Below are 18,644 nucleotides of genomic sequence, written 5' to 3'. Positions count from 1 at the left end.
TCTTTGAACTGGTTGAAAAAAAGTCATAATTATTGTATTTCTGTTCATGATATGTTAAAACTTATCTAACAAATCTGAAACAACTAATGAGGGGTGATTTTAAGTGGGAAATCCAAACATACTGTTGACGAGGATCGACAACCGCTTGGTTCACGGTCAAGTGGGGGTCACTTGGACAATGACGCTTGGTGCCAATTTACTTTTAGTCGCAGATGACGACGTAGCTCACGATGAAATACAGCAGCAGCTGATGGCAATGACTGCCGAATCTTCCAATGCGGGCATCCGTTTCTTTACTTTGCAGAAAACGATTGACATCATCAGCAAAGCTGCTCCCAGCCAAAAAATCTTCATTATTTGCAGGACGCCGGCGGCTGTGCGTACCCTGCTGGAGGGTGGCGTACCCATTAAGGAAGTCAACGTGGGAAATATGCATTTCACCAGCGGCAAACGGCAGCTGAGCAAAAAAGTCTATGTCAATGATAAAGACATGGAGGATTTGCAGGCTATTCAGGCAATGAATGTAGATCTCTATATTCAGGATGTCCCGGGGGACATCAAAGAGCACATACCCAAAAAGTAATCCATTGAAGAGGAAAGGGGGAACCTTACCGGCAGCAAACAGCAATTCCGGTCGCATGGCGAAACTTTTGGAACAAAAATAAAGGGGGAAAAACTAATGGCAATTACTTTAGCTCAAGGCATTGCGCTTGCTATTATGGCAATTATAGTCGGCGTTGACTTCTGGCTTGAGGCTTTGTTTATTTTCCGGCCAATCATCGTCTGTACCCTTACGGGTATTATTTTAGGGAACGTCCCGCTGGGCCTTATGGCAGGCGGACTGACTGAGCTGGCCTTCGCGGGACTTACTCCCGCCGGCGGCACACAGCCGCCAAACCCTGTTCTGGCCGGCGTTATGACCACCGTCATCGCCTACACCACAGGAAAGGACCCTGCAACGGCAATCGGTCTTGCGCTTCCGTTCAGCTTCCTGATGCAGTATATCATTCTGTTCTACTACTCCAGCTTCTCTCTCTTCATGAAGAGAGCGGACAAATACGCGGAAGAAGCGGACGGCAAAAGTCTTTTACGTTTGAATATGCTCACAACGGGAATCGTAGCCGTTACCTACGGCGTTGTTGTCTTCCTCTGCGCCTATGTTGCACAGGACGCGATGCAGGCTCTGGTAAAGGCAATGCCCGAGTGGCTGACCCACGGCTTTGAAATCGCGGGCGGCATCCTTCCGGCAGTCGGTTTCGGCATGCTGCTGAAAGTTATGCTCAAGGGCGAATTCGTTCCTTACCTGATTATCGGCTTTGTCATCGCGAGCTTTATTCCTTTTTCCAACCTGCTGCCGGTCGCCGTCATTGGCATGGCAATGGCACTGATTGTGTTTAACAGCGAAAGAAACAAAAGAAAAACTGCAGTTGTAACCGGTGTTGCATCTGACGGAGAGGGAGATGACGGCAATGAAGGCATCTGATAAGAACACAGCTCCTGAGAAAGTACTGACCAGAAAAGACATTACCAAACTCGGCTGGCGCTCTTCCCTGCTGCAGGCCAGCTTCAACTATGAAAGAATGCAGAGCGGCGGCTTTTTGCTAGCGCAGATGGGCTGTCTGAAGAAAATCTACAAGGACGACAAAGAGGGACTGTCCGAAGCAATGACAGACAACCTCGAGTTCATTAACACGCACCCGAACCTTGTCGGCTTCCTGATGGGCCTGTTGATTTCCCTGGAAGAAGCGAAGGAAAACAGAGGCACCATCAAAGGCTTGAAGGTCGCTCTGTTCGCACCGCTCGCCGGCATTGGCGACGCGATCTTCTGGTTCACCCTTCTGCCTATTATCGCAGGTATTACCGCTTCCATGGCAATGAGCGGCAGCATTGTAGGCCCGCTGCTTTTCTTCGCGGTTTATCTGACTATCTTTATTCTCCGTCTTGCGTGGACACACGCCGGCTACAACTTAGGTTTGAAGGCTGTCGATACGCTGAGGGAATACTCTGGAATTATCTCCAAGGTTGCCACCATTCTGGGTGTAACCGTTATCGGCGGACTGATTGCCTCTTATGTGCATATTTCTCTTCTGCCGGAAATTGTAGTCAACGCTTCCAAGACAGTTTCCATTCAAAAAGATTTCGTGGATAAGATTTTTCCAAACATACTGCCCTTTGGCTATACCCTGTTGATGTATTTCTTCCTGAAGAAGAAGAAAATGAGCCCGGTTGTGCTGATTGCTGGTACTTTCGGTCTTGCCATTCTTCTTTCCTTCCTGGGTATCCTTTAATTTGTAAAAGTGTTGGGGGTACAGTTCTCTGTACCCCATTTCACTATCATGGTCTTGTCGAACGGTTACCGGAGGCCCTGCCCTCTGTTCGGACAGAGCCAATGACTAAGTATCGGAGGATTCAGCAATGAATTTACAGGATAAAAGGGAAGAAGCCTCTTCCCCAAACACGGAAAGCACAGGTACCCCTCCAAAAACAATTATTTGTGATGACTTTGAAGCGATGTCGCAGCACTGCGCGGATCTGATCTGCGAAGCTGTAAAGGCAAAGCCGGGTCTGCTTCTGTGTCTGGCCGCGGGCAATACCGCAATCAGAACCTATCAGATTCTGAAGGAGCGCTCGGATTCAGGGCAAACGGATTTCAGCAAAGCGGAATTTGTAGAATTGGACGAGTGGCTGGACTTAAATGATGAATCGGAAAACTGCACCTCGTTTATGTTTAAAAACTTTTACGGGCCGCTGCACATTGAAGATTCAAAAATTCATTTATTTGATATTCATGCAAAAGATATGGAAGATGAATGTAAGAAAATCGATCGGATTATATTTGAACGCAACGGAATAGATTTTATGCTTTTGGGACTGGGCATGAACGGCCATTTGGCGCTGAATGAGCCGGGCTCTTCCTTTGAGAGCTACGCGAAGGTTGTCACGCTTGACCCTGTTACCCAAACGGTAGGGCAAAAATATTTTTCAAAACCCATTCGCCTGTCCAGAGGGGTCACTCTGGGAATCCGCCACATTTTGGACGCCAGGCAGGTTGTCCTGCAGGCGGGCGGAAAAGCCAAGGCGGAAATTGTGAAAAAGATCATTCAAACCAAACCGACGCCTCTGCTGCCGGCCACGGTCATGCAGCTTGTGAGCAACGGGGTTGTGGTTCTGGATCGGGACGCCGCTTCGGAAATTCAGTAAGCGGACTTTCCTTACTTTAGAAAAAACCAGGCAGTTTCAGGGAACTCACAGCGGCCCGCTCCAATTGGGAACACGCGGCTGTGTAAAATTGCCTGCAGGATAGATTTGCTGATAAAAGGAGTAAATAGTACGATGATCGGAGTATTAGTAACCGGGCACGGCAGCTTTGCCACCGGAATGATGAGTGCTTCCAAGCTGATTGTTGGCCCCAGAGAGAAATATCTGGGCGTGGATTTTGTAGAATCGGACAGCGTGGACACTCTTTCCGACAAGCTCAAACAGGCGATGAAATCGCTTGGCGATCAAATTCTGGTTCTGGTGGACCTGGCCGGCGGATCTCCCTTCAAAACCGCCGTTACCCTCAAAAGTGAGTTTCCGGACAAAAAAATCGAAGTCATTTCCGGATTGAATTTACCCATGCTTACTTCCGTTCTGCTGGAAGAAAAAGAAACCATGGAAGAATCCGTGCAGAACGCCATGGAAATGGGTTCAGTCGGCATTAAACAGTTCAAAAAGAAACCCAAGCCACATCCGGTCGCTGCGGAAGACGGGATTTGACCGAACCTTTCCGGCAAGTTTTAAGGAGGCACAAACCATATGATTCATCACGGCAATCCCGTATCAAGAGGAATTGCGGCAGGCCCCGTTTTTCTTTACCAGCCCTTTACCGCCGCTGTCAGCGAAGCTCTGATTGAAGAAAGCGCTGTCAGCGAAGCGTTGAATAAATATGAAGACGCAAGAAAGAACGCAGAGTCGGAGCTCAAAGCCATTCGTACCCGTTTGGAAACCTCCGACCCCGAAAAAGCAAAGATTTTCACCGCGCATATCGACATCCTGTTCGACGAGGCAATGGACGGCGATATCCGCGAGCTGGTTGAATGCGACCGCTACTCCCCTGACAGGGCAATCGACGAGGTCTTTGAAAAATACGCGCGTATTCTCGGAAAGTCCCCCGACCCGCTTATCAAGGAGCGCGCGTCGGACATCCGCGACGTAAAAACGCGCCTGATCCGTGTGTGGAACGGTGTTGCGGAAAAGAACCTCTCTTCCCTTCCCGCACCCGCGGTCATCGTGGTACACGACCTGCTCCCGTCCGACACGGCCACTTTGGACAGAGAGAACGTTCTGGCTATTGTTACGGAAATCGGCGGCAGCACTTCTCATTCCGCTATTATTGCCAGAAGCTACGGGATTCCCGCTGTGCTGGGCGTGGCAAATGCGACAAAAAGCTTTTCCCAAGGGGAAACCATCATTGCCGACGCGCTGACCGGTCAGGTCGTCAGCGACCCGACTGAAGAACAGCTTGCGGACTGCGCCGAAAAGCGCCGCCGTTTTCTGCAGCAGCAGGCGCTGATTAACGAGTATATGGAAAAAGAGGCCGTTACTCCCGACGGAGTACGGGTGGATATTGAGCTGAATCTCGCTTCCGTCAGCGAGCAGTCGCTGGAGGGTGCAAAGTGCACCGACGGCGTCGGCCTGTTCCGTACGGAATTCCTTTATATGGGCAGGGACACTCTGCCCACGGAAGAAGAACAGTTTGAAATTTACCGTGAGGTTCTAACAAAATTCGGCGACCGCCCCGTTACCCTGCGCACGCTGGACATCGGCGGTGACAAAAAGCTCGACTGTCTGAACCTGCCGCACGAAGAAAACCCGTTTTTGGGCAACCGTGCCCTGCGGCTCTGCTTTGAAAGACCGGACATTTTCCGCACACAGCTGCGCGCCGCTTTCCGCGCTTCCGTATACGGCAACCTGTGGATCATGTTCCCCATGGTCGCCAGCATGGACGACATCCGCCGCGCCAAACAATTTGTTGCTGAGGTAAAAGAGGAACTGACCGGTGAAGGCATCGCCTTTTCACCCGATGTGAAGCTGGGAATTATGATTGAAATTCCCTCCATCGCGCTTTTGGCGGACTTCGCGGCAAAAGAGGTCGACTTCGCGAGCATCGGAACCAACGATCTTTGCCAGTACACCATGGCCGTTGACCGTCTGAACCCCGCCGTCAGCGAGTATTACCAGAGCTACAATCCCGCTCTTTTCCGTCTGATTCACATTGCCGCGAAGAGCTTTATTGACAATGGGAAGTCCGTCTGCGTCTGCGGCGAGCTGGGAGGCGACCGCCTTGGCGCCGCCGTTCTGATGGGGCTGGGAGTCCGCAAGCTGAGCATGAGCATTTCCTCAGTGGCTCAGACCAGAAAGCTGGTCAATGAGCTGGAAATGAAAAAGGCCGTGGAAATCGCGGCAAAAGTGCTCACTCTTTCTACGGCGCAGGAAGTGGAACAGTACTTGAGCGAAGCTCTGAAGGACATTCTTCTCTGATTCCCTGATTTAAAAAATACAAAAATAAAAATAGAAAACAATAAAAAAGGAGGTATCCGCCATGTATACCAAAAAGACGACTATTAACAATAAAACCGGCCTGCACGCCCGTCCGGCTTCGGATTTTGTGAAATGCGCTTCTCAGTTCAAGTCAAAGATCACGATTAAAAATGTGGACGATGATGAAACCGTCAGCGCAAAATCCATTATCCTGATCCTGTCGCTCAGCCTGAGCAAGGGCATGAAGGTCGAAATTACCGCGGAAGGCGAAGACGAGGTAAAAGCCGTCGATACCCTTGTTGCGCTGATCGATTCCAAATTCGGCGAATAACCGCCGCAGATTAAAGCCGGTTTACGACCGTGCCGGACAAAAGCCTTTTCAGGTCGTCCTCACGGAAGAAGCCGGTTTTTTCATGCAGTGCGTTGGCCGAAGCGACTGACAGCGCAAAGCGGATGGTCTCCTCAAGCGGGTAGTTCCGCACCATGCCCACCGCGAACCCCGCAACCATGCTGTCGCCGCATCCCACCGTGTTGACCACGTCGATTTTGGGACATACGCCCTGAAAGATTCCTTCGTCCGACACGACCAGCGCGCCGTCCCCGCCAAGGGAAATCACAACCAGCCCGATTCCTCCGTCGTGAAGCTTCTGAGCCGCTTGAATCAGTTCTTCGTGCGAAGAGGCGGCAATGCCGGTCAGCTGGCGGATCTCATCTGCGTTTGGCTTTATCATCGTCGGTTTGGCGGCGATACTGCCCTGAAGCATGGCGCCGCTGGTGTCCAGAATCACGCGTTTTCCCGCGTTCTTTGCGGCTGAAATCAGTCTGCCGTAGTAATCGGCGGGCGTACCGGCCGGAACACTGCCGGAAATTGTAATGACGTCGCTTTTCTCCACACACTGCAAATAAGTCTGATAAAAGTCCTCCAGCGCTTTTTCGGTCAGCTCCGCGCCGGGCTCCAAAAATTCCGTATGCACGCCCGTGGATTCGTCCCGAACATTGATGCAGCAACGGGTTTCGGCTCCGGAGTCGGTAAAGCAGCCCTCAATTCCGTCCTGCGTAAGCAGGGATTTGAAATAAGCTCCGTGGAAGCCGCCGACAATCCCCGCGGCTATGACCTTTTCCCCCGCGAGGGAAACGACTCTGGCCACATTGACGCCCTTGCCCCCGGCGGTTTTGATGCAGCTCTGCACCCGGTTGACACCGCCTGTACGGCAGGAGTCCATTCGGTACAGCTGGTCGATTGCGGTATTCAGTGTTACGGTAGTAATCATGCTATTCTCTCCATTTGTTTATCGCAGAACGATATTGTATTTCAGCCGGTCGCCGCGGACGATACTGTCGCAGTACTCCACAAGAACACCGCCGGCGCTGGTAACGCGCTCCACATGAAGCGCGGGCTGGTTGCCCGCTGTTTGCAGCGTTTCCGCCTGATTTTTACTCATCAGCACCGCTTCAAAGGATTCCTTTGCGGTGTTTGGCGTGATTCCCGCCAGAAGATGCAGCGCGTTGTACAATCCCTTTTCTATGACAAGTTCGCCGGTAAGATTCGGGCAGATTTTGCAGGGAATATAGGATTTTTCAAGTGCGAACGGTGCGTTGTCCGCACAGCGGAGCCGCTGTACGCAGAAAAGCTCCTCCTGTTCCGGCAGCCGGAGCGCCGCCGCCGCAATCTGCGACGTTACCTTTTCAAAGGAAATCAGCTGATTGGTAACGGTATGACCCAAATCCGGCATATTATTACCGAAGCTGTAGAAGGACGACAGTTCCTGCTCCACCTTTGGCTGAAGGATATAGGAACCTTTGCCCTGCTTCCGGTAGATCAGACCCTTCGTCTTCAGCCCCTCGAGCGCCAGACGGACCGTCATGCGGCTGACCCCGTACTGCCGGCAAAGTTCGGACTCGGTGGGGAGCTTCTCCTCCGCCGGCCACACTCCGCTTTCAATATTATTCTGAAAAATATTCTGAAGCTGGCGGTAAAGAGGAATTGCACTGCTTTCATCCAACATTTTCTCACATCCTTATTTATCTATTTTGTATATTGACATTCTTTCTTGTTAATCTTATTATAATGTTATAACAAGTTTTTGTAAAGAGGGTGTAATCATGAAATATTATCTCGGCGTGGACGGCGGTGGAACCAAAACCGCATTTTCCCTCTGCAACAGCGAAGGAGACCCGGTTGCGGAACATCTTTGCGCCGGTTCCTCCTATTTGATGTATGGAATTGACTGTGTTGTGGAAAGGATAAGAACGGGCGTGGAACAATGCCTTGAAAAGGGAAACGTTTCGCTCAGCGACGTGGCCGCCATCAGCATGGGGCTGCCCTGCGTGGGGGAAAACGCCGTAATGGATCCGCAGCTGAAACAAAAGATTTGCGCATGTTTCCCCGGTGTTCAGGTTTATATAACAAACGATGTGGAAGTCGGCTGGGCCGGTTCCCTCGCGTGTGAAGAAGGAATCAACGTTGTGGCGGGAACGGGTTCCATTGCGTTCGGCGAGGACGGCAGCGGAAAAACCGCCCGTTCCGGCGGCTGGGCGGAGTTCTTCTCCGACGAGGGCTCCTGCTACTGGACCGGAAGAAAAACAGTGGAACTTTTCTCAAAGGAAGCGGACCACCGCCTTCCCAGAGGGCCCCTGTACGACATCATCCGTGAGGAATTTCATCTTTCGGACGACTTTGAGTTGATTGACCTGATGGTTAACGAGTATTTCCCCTACCGGGAAAAAGTGGCAAGCCTGCAGATTCTTCTGGAAAAGGCGGCTGTCAAGGGCGACCCGCAGGCAATAGAGGCCTACCGCTCCGCCGCCGCGGAGCTGGGGCTGATTGTAAAAGGCGTTTTGAATCAGCTGAGTTTCCAGCCGGGCTTCCCCGTTTCCTATTCCGGCGGTCTTTTTAAAGCGGGAGATCTGATTTTAAAGCCTTTTGAGGCGCAGATCCACGCGCTCGGCGGCAGACTGGTCAAGCCGCAGCTTTCCCCGGTCATGGGAGCGGTGCTCCTTTGCTTCTTTAAGTTCAACCCGGCGGATTTTCCGTCGGTTGCCCAAAAATTAAAAAACAGACAGTGAGGTAAACAAGATGTATTTAACAGAACAGGAAATCATGGCGACAAAAGAAGCCCTTGATAAAACCTATGCGCAGATTCTGAAGCAGGAAGAGGAAATCAAAAATTTCTTCCGTGAAAACACACAGCGCAAATTCGTGTTTCTGGGCTGCGGCTCCAGCTATATGCTCTCAAAGAGCAACGAGCGTCTGTTCATCACCCGCCCGGACACTTCCGCCGTTGCGCTTGCGGGCGGCGACTACCTTGTCAGCCCAGAAACCTACGCCCATACGATTGAAAACAGCATTGTGCTGGTATTGTCCCGTTCCGGGACGACCACGGAAATCGTCCGCGCTGTCGAGCACATGAAAAAAACCGGCAGCGTGAAGGTCGTTTCCATCACCATGAAAGAGAACAGCGCTCTTGAGGCACTTTCTGATTTGACCGTCGTCCTTCCCTGGGCTTACGACAACAGCGTCTGCCAGACCCGTTCCGTCACCAATCTGTACACTGCCGGTCTGCTGATGAACGCAATCTGCTACGGCGACGAGGAACTGAAGGCCGACGTAAAAACCGCGATTGACCAGAACAAGGACCACATGGAAAAATACCGTGCGGAACTGGAAATCATCGGTAAAAAGGACTTTGAAGATGTCATCGTTCTTGCCGACGGCGTACTCTGCGGCATTGCGGAGGAAGGCGCGCTTGCCTTCACCGAAATTTCCCTCATCAGCGGCAAATACTTCAATATGCTCGACTACCGTCACGGCCCCAAGGTACTGAACAGCACCAAGACCCTCACCATCTTCGCCGTACAGCCCAATGGGAGCTCCTATCAGCGCGACATGATCGACGACGTAAAGAAGCACAACGGCACCGTGGTCACCTTCGGTTCCGAACAGAGCAACGTTTACGGTTCCGACCTTCACATTTCCATTAGCGGCATTCACCGCTTTGAAACATACGGAATTCCGTTTATCTACACCATGCAGATGATCGCGCTGACCAAGGCTCTTGCAAGCGGAGTAAATCCTGACGAGCCGACCGGGCTGGACGCCTATATTACACTGAAATAACAGGAGGTCAAATCATGCTGGTAACTACCAAAAAAATGCTGAACGACGCCAAAGACGGCGGATACGCTGTCGGCGCCTTTAACGCGGAAAACGCCGAAATGGTCTGGGCCATTGTCAACGCCGCGGAGGAGCTGAAAGCTCCCGTTATTATTCAGACCACATCCTCAACCCTAAAATACTTCTCGCCCGCCTATTTTGCAAATCTTGCAAAAGCGGCCGCTGAGTCCGTCAGCGTGCCGGTGGCGATCCACCTAGACCACGGAGCCAGCTTTGAACTGGCGAAGCAGTGCATTGACAGCGGCTACACGTCGGTCATGATCGACGGTTCCGCCCTGCCCTATGAAGAAAACATCTGCGTCACGAAAAAGGTACGCGATTACGCGGATAATTTCGGCATCCCGGTTGAATCCGAGCTGGGAAAAATCGGCGGCAAGGAAGACGACACCGAAAGCGACGGGAACCAGTACACCGACCCCGATCAGGCGGCGGACTTTGTAAACCGCACCGGAATTTCTTCTCTGGCTGTCGCGATTGGTACCGCGCACGGCATTTACGCAAAAAAACCGGTGCTGGACTTTAACCGCGCCACGCTGATTAAGAAGGTTGTCTCCATCCCGCTGGTCATGCATGGCGCTTCCGGACTTTCCGACGAAGCTCTGCGCGAAGGCGTTGAAAAGGGAATGTCCAAGATCAACTTTGCCACTGAGCTGCGCATTGCGTTTACCGACGCAATCAAAGCGCATATGGCGGAACATCCCAACGACTTTGACCCCAAGAAATATCTTGGCACCGCCCGCATTGCCGTAAAGGAACTGGTAAAAGCCAAAATTCAAGTGTGCGGCAGCGCAGGCAAAGCTTAATCTGATTTTTCTTATATTTTCCCGTCGTAGTGAAAAGCTAGGACGGGAAATTTTTTTGTTGCAAATTCGTATCTGACATGTTATTATAATCATGTGCTTATTGTATAAACAATTGATTATAAAATTTTACAGTATCCTTACAGCAATTCTATTCCAGTTTGCGAAACAAAACATGTTCCTCCCCCGCCTTCGGCGGGGGAGGAACACAACCTTATTGCAAAATCAACTGGAAACGCTATAGCCTGTGATAAGGCGGCTATAAAAAGGAGGGGGCCTTTTGACAAACAGGGAACAGGAAATTATTGAACTGATCCGTAAAAATCCGATGATTACGCAAAACGAGCTGTCTGAAAAGCTCTCCATCACGCGCTCTTCCGTGGCAGTGCACATAACCAACCTGATGAAAAAGGGCGTCATTAAAGGGAAATGCTATCTTCTAAACGATGAACCGTATGTCTGTGTGGTCGGCGGAGCGAATATCGACATTCAGGGCTTCCCCGGCGAACAGCTGGTTATGAACGACTCCAATCCCGGGTCGGTCAAGATTTCGTACGGGGGCGTCGGCAGAAATATTGCTGAAAATATCAGCAGGCTGGGAATCCAGACCCGGCTGATTACCGCGGTGGGCAACGACGATTACGGCAGAGGGCTGCTGGAGGCCGCCGGAAAATGCGGAATGGATATGAAACATTCGCTGATCTCGGACGAATACCCCACTCCCATTTACCTTTCCATCCTTGACGAAGAGGGCGACATGAAGGTTGCGATTGCCCAGATGGCCGTACTTGAGAAAATCAGCCCGGAATTTATTGAAAACCGCAGACAGCTGATTAAGCGCGCGCAGCTTTGCGTGATTGACACCAATCTGCCGGAAAAAACACTGGTGTACCTGACACAGGAATTTCCGGAAATGGATTTTTACCTTGACACGGTCTCTACCGCAAAGGCGGTCAAGGTCAAAAATATTCTCGGCCGTCTGCACACCATCAAGCCGAACCGGCTGGAGTCGGAAAAGCTAACCGGTATTCCGATTACCGACGAAGAAAGCCTGCGCAGATCGGGGGAATACTTTCTGAAACAGGGTGTCAGGCGCGTTGTAATTTCCCTTGGCGGAAAAGGAACCTATTACCGCGACGGGAAAAATGAGTTTATTCTGGAAACGGAAAAGGCAAAGGTGGTCAACGCCACGGGCGCGGGCGACGCATTTATGGCCGGAATGGTTTATGCCAGCCTGAACCAAATCTCCCCGGTGGAAACGATCCGGCTGTCCGCAGCGGCCTCAAAGCTTGCGCTCAGTCATGAAAACACAATTAATCCGGAGATGTCCGTAGAAAATATAAAAATACTGATGGAGGAAAACTACCATGTTAAAAGACTATCTTGAAATCAACCCCGGCGTACAGAAAGCTCTGGACGAAGGAAAGCCCGTCGTCGCTCTGGAGTCCACAATCATATCTCACGGCATGCCTTATCCGCAGAATGTGGAAACAGCGCGCAACGTGGAGAAAATCGTCCGCGAGCACGGCGCGGAACCGGCCACCATTGCGATCATCGGCGGGAAGATTAAAATCGGCCTGACCGACGACGAGCTGGAACACCTCGGCACGGCCAAAAACGTCATCAAGACCAGCAGAAGGGACATTCCCTTTATCATTGCCAAAAAAGGCGACGGCGCGGCAACGGTGGCAACCACAATGATTCTGGCGGCGCTGGCGGGAATCAAGGTGTTCGTCACCGGCGGCATCGGCGGCGTACACCGCGGCGCACCGGAAACTTTTGATATTTCCGCCGACCTGGAGGAACTGGCAAGAACCAATGTGGCGGTGATCTGCGCGGGCGCGAAATCCATCCTTGACCTGAAGCTGACGCTGGAATATCTGGAGACACGCGGCGTACCCGTCGTCGGTTTCGGCACGGACGAACTGCCCGCCTTCTATACCAGAAAAAGCGGATATAAGGTTGACTACCGTATCGACTCTGAAAAAGAGCTGGCACAGGCGGTCAAGGTCAAATGGGAAATGGGCATCAACGGCGGTCTGGTAATTGCAAACCCAATTCCGGAACAGTATCAGATGGACAAAGCGGTGATCGACAAGGCCATAGACGAGGCTTTGGCCGACGCTGCGCGCGAAGGGATCAAAGGCAAGGACACCACCCCCTATCTGCTTGCCAAGATCAAGGAGATCACCGGCGGCGACAGTCTGGATTCCAATATTCAGCTGGTATACAACAACGCTGTGGTCGGCGCGAACCTTGCCGTGGAGCTTGCGAAGCTGCAGTAAATTCTGAATGAAACGATTGCGCTCTGTACGGACCGTTTGTCCGTGCAGAGCGCATTTTATTCTGCTTTTGTCATTTCATTTTTCATAAACCACAGGATAAGTACTTGAAAGCCTTGCCGTTCAATGGTAAACTATAATAATACTCAGTAAATGGCGGTGTTACTTTGGATAAGCTAAAAAAGCTGTGGCGCTTTCTGACAACGCCCGAAATGATCTCCTACATTATTTTCGGTGTTCTTACCACGGTCGTCAATGTGGTGAGCTACGGACTGTTGCGCCCGGTGATTCACTGGAACGCTCAGTGGGATGTGCTGACGGCAAATACGATTGCCTGGGTTCTTTCGGTGGCTTTTGCGTTTATTACGAACAAGCTGTTTGTGTTCCGCAGCAAAAGCTTCGCCGCAAAGCTTTTTTGGCGGGAGCTTTCCACCTTTGTGGGCGCGCGCCTGCTGTCGCTTGGCGTGGATTCTCTCGGAATGCTGCTCATGGTGAATGTGCTGGTCTGGAACGACTGGCTGGCAAAAATCATTATGAACGTGATTGTGGTCATTATGAATTATGTGCTAAGCAAAATGATTATCTTTAAAAAATAATGGAGCGCAGCCAGCGCCCCTGATTATGGAGGAAGTTAAACATGTTGGCAACTGAAAAAACGATGGATAAAATTGTCGCTCTGTGCAAAAACCGCGGGTTTGTTTACTCCGGCAGCGAAATTTACGGCGGCCTTTCAAACACCTGGGACTACGGCCCGCTCGGCGTAGAATTCAAAAACAACGTCAAACGCGCCTGGCTGAAAAAATTTGTGCAGGAAAGCCGGTACAACGTCGGTCTGGACACCGCGATTCTGATGAATCCGCAGGTGTGGGTGGCCTCCGGCCACGTGGGCGGATTTTCCGACCCGCTGATGGACTGCCGCGACTGCAAAACCCGCCACCGCGCCGACAAGCTGATTGAGGACGCAGGCGGCGACGCGAACGGCATGACCTTTGAGCAGATGAGCGACTACATTAAAGAAAACAACATCAAATGCCCGGAATGCGGCTCCGCCAATTTCACGGATATCCGCAAGTTCAACCTGATGTTTAAAACCTTTCAGGGTGTTACGGAAGACGCCAAAAATGAAATCTTCCTCCGCCCCGAAACGGCGCAGGGCATTTTCGTCAACTTTGCCAACATTCAGCGCACCACCCGCCGCAAGGTTCCCTTCGGCGTGGCGCAGATCGGAAAGAGCTTCCGCAATGAAATCACGCCGGGCAACTTTACGTTCCGCACGCGTGAATTTGAGCAAATGGAGCTTGAATTCTTCTGCAAGCCGGACACCGACCTTGACTGGTTCTACTACTGGAAGGATTACTGCAAGAAATGGCTGCTCGACCTCGGTATGACGGAAGAAAACATGCGTCTGCGCGACCATGAAAAAGAAGAGCTGTCCTTCTACTCCAAGGCAACCACCGATATTGAATTCCTGTTCCCGTTCGGCTGGGGCGAACTCTGGGGCATTGCAGACCGCACCAGTTACGATCTGACCCAGCACCAGAACCACTCCGGCAAGAGCCTGGAATACTTTGATCCCGAAACAAACGAGCGGTATATTCCGTATGTTGTGGAGCCGTCCCTCGGCGCCGACCGTGTTGCGCTCGCCTTCCTGTGTGACGCTTATGACGAGGAAAAGCTGGACGAAAAGGATACCAGAATCGTGATGCGGCTGCACCCCGCGCTGGCTCCCTACAAGGCCGCCGTTCTTCCGCTTTCCAAGAAGCTGGGTGAAAAAGCGCAGGAAATCAGCGACATGCTCGCGAAGCATTACATGGTGGATTACGACGACGCCGGTTCCATCGGCAAGCGTTACCGCCGTCAGGACGAAATCGGCACCCCGTCCTGCATCACCTATGATTTTGACAGTGAAGCAGACGGCTGCGTGACCGTGCGCGACCGCGACACCATGCAGCAGGAGCGCATCGCGATTTCCGAGCTGGCAGCCTATATCAGCAAGAAAATTGAATTTTAATTCATCTATACAAAAGCGGGCCGTTTCCCCAAACCGGGAAGCGGCCCGCTTTCGCGATACGAACTATTTATCTCTGGAACTCTCTTCTTTTTGTTCCTGTGTAAACACTGGCTGAGCCTTTTGGGCCGCTTTCTGGAAACGCCTTTTTCTTTTGTGCAGGACAAACACCACCGCCGCGGCGATGACTGCCAAGAACAGAATCACGGGCGCGCCGCCGATCACAAAGATCAGCAGCCCTTCCCCAAACCCACCCAGGGCACGCAGGGAACTCTTAAACTGACTTGAAATTTTCTCCCCCAGCGTTACCGGCGTCTTTTCCAGCTCCGTGGGCTTTACCACTTCATTCAGCTGGATGGAAACGGTGCTGTAATTAATCAGGGAATCATACTGGCGCAGGGTGCCGGTATACTGTTCGATTTGGTAATTAACGTCCGCCAGCGCCTTTTCCAGCGCGATGATGTCGGTCAGAGAGCCGGATTTTTGCAGCAGCGCCATCAGTCTTTCCTGCTGGGTGCGCAGGCTTTTCAGCCTTGCTTCGGTATCATAATAGCTTTCGCTGATGTTTTCGCTTGAGCTGGACAGGTTCAGGATGCTCCCGATAGAGCCCGCGCTGTTTTTAAACTGGCTGAGCTTTTCCTGCGGAATCCGCAGGACGAAATTCGCGGAGCGCAGGTTTTGCTTCTCAATTCCGCTGCCCGTAACTCCCGATTCCTGCACATAGCCGTTCATTTCCGTACAGAGGCTCTGCACTTTCTGGACGGAATCGTCAAATTTCAGTGTCTCAATCTGGTACGACAGGCGCTCGATAATTTTCTGACTGGAGGACGCCGCCGCGATTTCGCCCGCGGTCGGAGCGTTGTTTGCCCCGTTTGCGGTTTTTTTGCCAGCCACCGATGGCTGCCCGCCGTCGATTCCCGCCGCTTCATTCGCGGCTTGTGTATCCATGGCAACGGATTTCTGTCCCGCTGCAGAAACCGCAGCTGTGCTTTTTCCCTGTGAGGCACAGCCGCCAAGTATGTATGCCGTCATCAGCAATGCGGCGGCAAGTGCTAAAAATCCTCTGTTTTTCATCCCTTTCTTCCTCCCTGTCTGAAAAAATTGCTCTTGTTTTGATCGGACTTCAAGGTACATACTGCTCGCGAAGTTCTATCATCTGTCCGTTGCTCACGGTGTATTCATAAGGAAAGTTCAGCGCGCCGTCCTCTTTCAGCCGCGCGACCAAGCCTTCTGTATTTGTCAGCGTACTGGATTCCGCCACATTGTTCCCGTTCCAGTTAATAAGGCTGATTTTCGCATTTTCAGAAAGCTTTATTTTCTCCGTCTCCACGGTAGGATTGTAAATGTAATAGCCGTCCGGGAAATCGCCGCCGAGCTTCAGCTCCGAAATCCGATCCTTGTCATCGCTGGAAATCCACTCTATGGGATCAAAAGTCAAAGTGGAAGACTCCTTGTCAAAGCTCTTGAGATAACACATTCTTTTTTTCCACGAAATTTCAGAAGAGGAATCCCCTGCCGCGCTGTTCAAATAAATTTCGCTTCCCACGCTGTTAAGGTCGGTGCTCTTTTTTTCTTCCTCGCTCTGTGCGGTCTGGGTGAAGATAGAAAGCGTATCCCTGTCATAGGCCACAAATCCCGGAATCGCGTAATCTTTCCCAAGATCGTTGAAATACTGAAGGGGCATATAAGCCGCGCCGTTTAGCATCGTGGGTTTTACCGGATGATTATCCACCGTATAGCCCGCGTCCGTTTTCTTCACGTTATGGCACAGCGCGCCCGCAGTCTCTTCCAATGGCAGAAATACTCCGCTGTCGTTCGAAACGACCGGATTCTTGAATTCCAAGTCCATTCCGTTGTTGCGCACGCTCGACCGGTCAGGGTTGTTTCCCATTCGGAACTTTAGGTCAAGATCAGTCAGCGGGAAGCGGAACTCCGGCATCCCCGCCGCGTAAGGCACTAACTCGTAGAGGTCAAAATAGACGACAAGATCCTGTCCGTCCAGATAAAAGGAATACGCGCCCTTTTTATCCTTCACAGTCTGTGCCGCTTCCTGAAAATAGAGGTCGGGTTTCTTTTTGATTTCCTCCAGAATTTTATCCGTAATCTGTTTGGTTCCCGCCTCCGGGTCTTTAAACAATTTGCCGGGTGTATCGTAGAATTCCCCTGTCTGAATATTGACGTTAAAGGACTTCAGCCAGCGGTATCCGTGCGCTCCGCCAGCGTAATTCTCATTTCTGACCCACACGGAAAGAATATCATTATCCCAAAAGAGGTCGTAATAGCTCTGAAAAAAGAGATGTCCTTCCGCCGCCGAATTGCCAAGCTCTTTCTCGGCCTTTTTGATTTCGATAATTCCGTCGTCGGATACCTCTTTGATTTTCTGATTCAGTTCCTGCGCGGCGGAAAATCCGAGAAAAACCGGAACCGCCGTCTGAATCTGCACCTTATCCTCCGTTGTATTGACTACCTTGCTGCCCTGTGAAAAACCGGTTACCTGACTGGAAGCAGTTCTTGCCTCCGCCACCCCGGCACAGCCAGCCTGCGAAAGGATGCAGCAAAACGCCATCAGCAGGAGCACCGCGCGCTTTGCCCGGTACATCATAGCCATTCTCCTCCTATACTTTCCCCTGTCACTGTACGGGGAACTGATTATTATTTTAATTATAGTATAATGGATAATCATGGAATGTCTATATTTCTGACAGCTTTGTAATGGTTATGAAAGAATTGTATTCGAAAGAATCATCCGTTTATATTTCCGCTAAATAATCATACCGCCGTTCACGCCCAGCACCTGACCCGTAATAAACCGGGAATTCTCTCCTGCCAGAAAACTGACCGCGGCGGCAATATCCTCTGCCGCGCCGATTACGCCGAGCGGAGTCTCCTCTCTCAGCTCACGGATCGTATCCGCGTCAAGCTTTGCGTTCATTTCCGTCTCTATCACGCCCGGCGCCACACAGTTCACCTGGATTCCCGAGGGGCCGACTTCCTTTGCGAGCGCCTTGGTCAGCCCGATGACCGCCGCCTTCGCCGCGGAATAGTGTACTTCGCAGGAGGCGCCGACCTGCCCCCACATGGAAGAAACATTGATGATTTTCCCCCGCTTTTGGCGGATCATATAAGGAAGCGCGCACTGGCAGCAGTGGAACATCCCCTTCACGTCCACATCAAACATCCTGTCCCAATCCTGCTCCGTCAGGTCGGTAAAAAGCTTTTGCTGCGCGATGCCCGCATTGTTGACCAGTACGTCGATTTCACCGGCTGCGGCAAACATTTTTTCCACCTGCGCCCGGTCTGAAACGTCAGCCTGTATTGCCGTGCAGCCCGCGGAATATAGGGTATTCAGCTCCGCCGCAAGGGCTTCGGCCTGCCCCTGGGATGCACAATAATTTACGATGACCCGGAACCCGTCGGCGGCGAGCCTGCTCGCCACGGCTTTTCCGATTCCGCGTGAAGCACCGGTAACCAATGCCGTTTTCATTTTTCAGTCTCCTTCTTCCAGTTCCCGGCGCACTTTTCCGCTCAGAGCGGCAAATACAATCGAGTATGCGTTGTCCAGCATTTCCCTGACCGTTTCGTCCGGAACATTTCCCTCCAGATACAGCGAATTCCAGTGCTCCTTATTCATATAATAACCCGGTACGATATCCCTGTACTGGGTGCGCAGGAACGCGCCGAAAGAGGGTTCCAGTTTTATCGTCAGAATCGGTTTGCCTTCTTTATCGCCGCCCCGCATGGCGAACATCTTCCCCCGGATCATGTAGCGGGTTGCGTTCCATTCCACCTTAAAATCTTTTTCCACGCCGACTTTTGAAAGGCAGTATTCATCTGTCCATTCGTATTTCATAAGTTCC

Annotated in this window: 20 protein-coding genes; 14 read left to right on the top strand and 6 right to left on the bottom strand. The window is 51.6% G+C overall.

Annotated elements, in window-relative coordinates:
- The first annotated feature begins 103 nt into the window (after positions 1–103).
- The 7 genes from agaB (at position 104) to J5W02_RS09950 (ending at position 5,854) form a co-directional block, all read left to right on the top strand.
- Complete coding sequence (gene agaB / locus J5W02_RS09980) at positions 104–583, top strand: PTS galactosamine transporter subunit IIB (protein WP_219965534.1); 480 nt, start codon at positions 104–106, stop codon at positions 581–583.
- Positions 584–679: 96 nt separating this feature from the next.
- Positions 680–1,483: a PTS galactosamine transporter subunit IIC gene (gene agaC / locus J5W02_RS09975; protein ID WP_219965533.1), complete on the top strand. Its 804-nt coding sequence runs from the start codon at positions 680–682 to the stop codon at positions 1,481–1,483.
- Positions 1,470–2,288 (top strand): PTS galactosamine transporter subunit IID, encoded by an 819-nt coding sequence (agaD, locus tag J5W02_RS09970; protein ID WP_219965532.1) that lies wholly within the window; start codon positions 1,470–1,472, stop codon positions 2,286–2,288. Before agaC ends, agaD begins: the two co-directional genes overlap by 14 nt.
- 127 nt (positions 2,289–2,415) lie before the next feature.
- Positions 2,416–3,201, top strand: coding sequence for a glucosamine-6-phosphate deaminase (locus J5W02_RS09965; RefSeq protein ID WP_219965531.1), 786 nt, complete (start codon positions 2,416–2,418; stop codon positions 3,199–3,201).
- 132 nt (positions 3,202–3,333) lie between these two features.
- Entirely contained in the window at positions 3,334–3,759 is a 426-nt protein-coding gene (locus tag J5W02_RS09960; protein ID WP_219965530.1) for a PTS sugar transporter subunit IIA, read from the top strand.
- A 39-nt stretch (positions 3,760–3,798) separates the two neighbouring features.
- Positions 3,799–5,523 (top strand): phosphoenolpyruvate--protein phosphotransferase, encoded by a 1,725-nt coding sequence (gene ptsP, locus J5W02_RS09955; RefSeq protein ID WP_255575676.1) that lies wholly within the window; start codon positions 3,799–3,801, stop codon positions 5,521–5,523.
- Between the two features lie 61 nt (positions 5,524–5,584).
- Positions 5,585–5,854 carry an HPr family phosphocarrier protein gene (locus J5W02_RS09950; protein ID WP_219965529.1) on the top strand — a complete coding sequence of 90 codons (270 nt, stop codon included), beginning with the start codon at positions 5,585–5,587 and terminating at the stop codon, positions 5,852–5,854.
- Between the two features lie 10 nt (positions 5,855–5,864).
- Here J5W02_RS09950 and pfkB read toward each other — a convergent pair whose 3' ends face one another.
- Both pfkB and J5W02_RS09940 read right to left on the bottom strand, forming a co-directional pair.
- Complete coding sequence (pfkB, locus tag J5W02_RS09945) at positions 5,865–6,794, bottom strand: 1-phosphofructokinase (RefSeq protein ID WP_219965528.1); 930 nt, start codon at positions 6,792–6,794, stop codon at positions 5,865–5,867.
- A gap of 18 nt (positions 6,795–6,812) precedes the next feature.
- The gene (locus J5W02_RS09940; protein WP_219965527.1) at positions 6,813–7,529 is read right to left on the bottom strand and encodes a GntR family transcriptional regulator; all 717 of its coding nucleotides are present in this window, start codon (positions 7,527–7,529) and stop codon (positions 6,813–6,815) included.
- Positions 7,530–7,626: 97 nt separating this feature from the next.
- Here J5W02_RS09940 and J5W02_RS09935 point away from each other — a divergent pair, with 97 nt between their 5' ends.
- The 7 genes from J5W02_RS09935 (at position 7,627) to J5W02_RS09905 (ending at position 14,790) form a co-directional block, all read left to right on the top strand.
- Positions 7,627–8,589, top strand: coding sequence for an N-acetylglucosamine kinase (locus J5W02_RS09935; RefSeq protein WP_219965526.1), 963 nt, complete (start codon positions 7,627–7,629; stop codon positions 8,587–8,589).
- A gap of 10 nt (positions 8,590–8,599) precedes the next feature.
- Complete coding sequence (locus J5W02_RS09930; RefSeq protein WP_219965525.1) at positions 8,600–9,640, top strand: SIS domain-containing protein; 1,041 nt, start codon at positions 8,600–8,602, stop codon at positions 9,638–9,640.
- A 14-nt stretch (positions 9,641–9,654) separates the two neighbouring features.
- Positions 9,655–10,500, top strand: a complete 846-nt coding sequence (locus tag J5W02_RS09925) for a class II fructose-bisphosphate aldolase (protein WP_255575675.1) — start codon at positions 9,655–9,657, stop codon at positions 10,498–10,500.
- Between the two features lie 277 nt (positions 10,501–10,777).
- A complete protein-coding gene (locus tag J5W02_RS09920; protein WP_219965524.1) occupies positions 10,778–11,884 on the top strand; it encodes a PfkB family carbohydrate kinase in 1,107 nt (368 codons plus the stop codon).
- The gene (locus tag J5W02_RS09915) at positions 11,865–12,782 is read left to right on the top strand and encodes a pseudouridine-5'-phosphate glycosidase (RefSeq protein WP_219965523.1); all 918 of its coding nucleotides are present in this window, start codon (positions 11,865–11,867) and stop codon (positions 12,780–12,782) included. The genes J5W02_RS09920 and J5W02_RS09915 overlap by 20 nt, the downstream gene beginning before the upstream one ends.
- Positions 12,783–12,946: 164 nt before the next feature.
- Positions 12,947–13,375: a GtrA family protein gene (locus J5W02_RS09910; protein ID WP_219965522.1), complete on the top strand. Its 429-nt coding sequence runs from the start codon at positions 12,947–12,949 to the stop codon at positions 13,373–13,375.
- A 41-nt stretch (positions 13,376–13,416) separates the two neighbouring features.
- Positions 13,417–14,790, top strand: a complete 1,374-nt coding sequence (locus J5W02_RS09905; protein ID WP_219965521.1) for a glycine--tRNA ligase — start codon at positions 13,417–13,419, stop codon at positions 14,788–14,790.
- A gap of 63 nt (positions 14,791–14,853) precedes the next feature.
- On the opposite strand, the gene J5W02_RS09900 is transcribed toward J5W02_RS09905, so the two are convergent.
- The 4 genes from J5W02_RS09900 to J5W02_RS09885 form a co-directional block, all read right to left on the bottom strand.
- A complete protein-coding gene (locus J5W02_RS09900) occupies positions 14,854–15,861 on the bottom strand; it encodes a DUF4349 domain-containing protein (protein ID WP_255575674.1) in 1,008 nt (335 codons plus the stop codon).
- Positions 15,862–15,910: 49 nt separating this feature from the next.
- A complete protein-coding gene (locus tag J5W02_RS09895; protein ID WP_219965520.1) occupies positions 15,911–17,389 on the bottom strand; it encodes a DUF3298 and DUF4163 domain-containing protein in 1,479 nt (492 codons plus the stop codon).
- A 159-nt stretch (positions 17,390–17,548) separates the two neighbouring features.
- Entirely contained in the window at positions 17,549–18,271 is a 723-nt protein-coding gene (ymfI, locus tag J5W02_RS09890; protein ID WP_219965519.1) for an elongation factor P 5-aminopentanone reductase, read from the bottom strand.
- 3 nt (positions 18,272–18,274) lie between these two features.
- Positions 18,275–18,637 carry an MmcQ/YjbR family DNA-binding protein gene (locus tag J5W02_RS09885; RefSeq protein ID WP_219965518.1) on the bottom strand — a complete coding sequence of 121 codons (363 nt, stop codon included), beginning with the start codon at positions 18,635–18,637 and terminating at the stop codon, positions 18,275–18,277.
- Between the last annotated feature and the right edge of the window lie 7 nt (positions 18,638–18,644).

The sequence above is a fragment of the Caproiciproducens faecalis genome (genome assembly GCF_019448085.1).
Taxonomy (GTDB): Bacteria; Bacillota; Clostridia; order Oscillospirales; family Acutalibacteraceae; genus Caproiciproducens; species Caproiciproducens faecalis.
The sequence above is the reverse complement of the archived record's forward strand: the minus strand, read 5'-3'. Positions and strand labels throughout refer to the sequence as shown.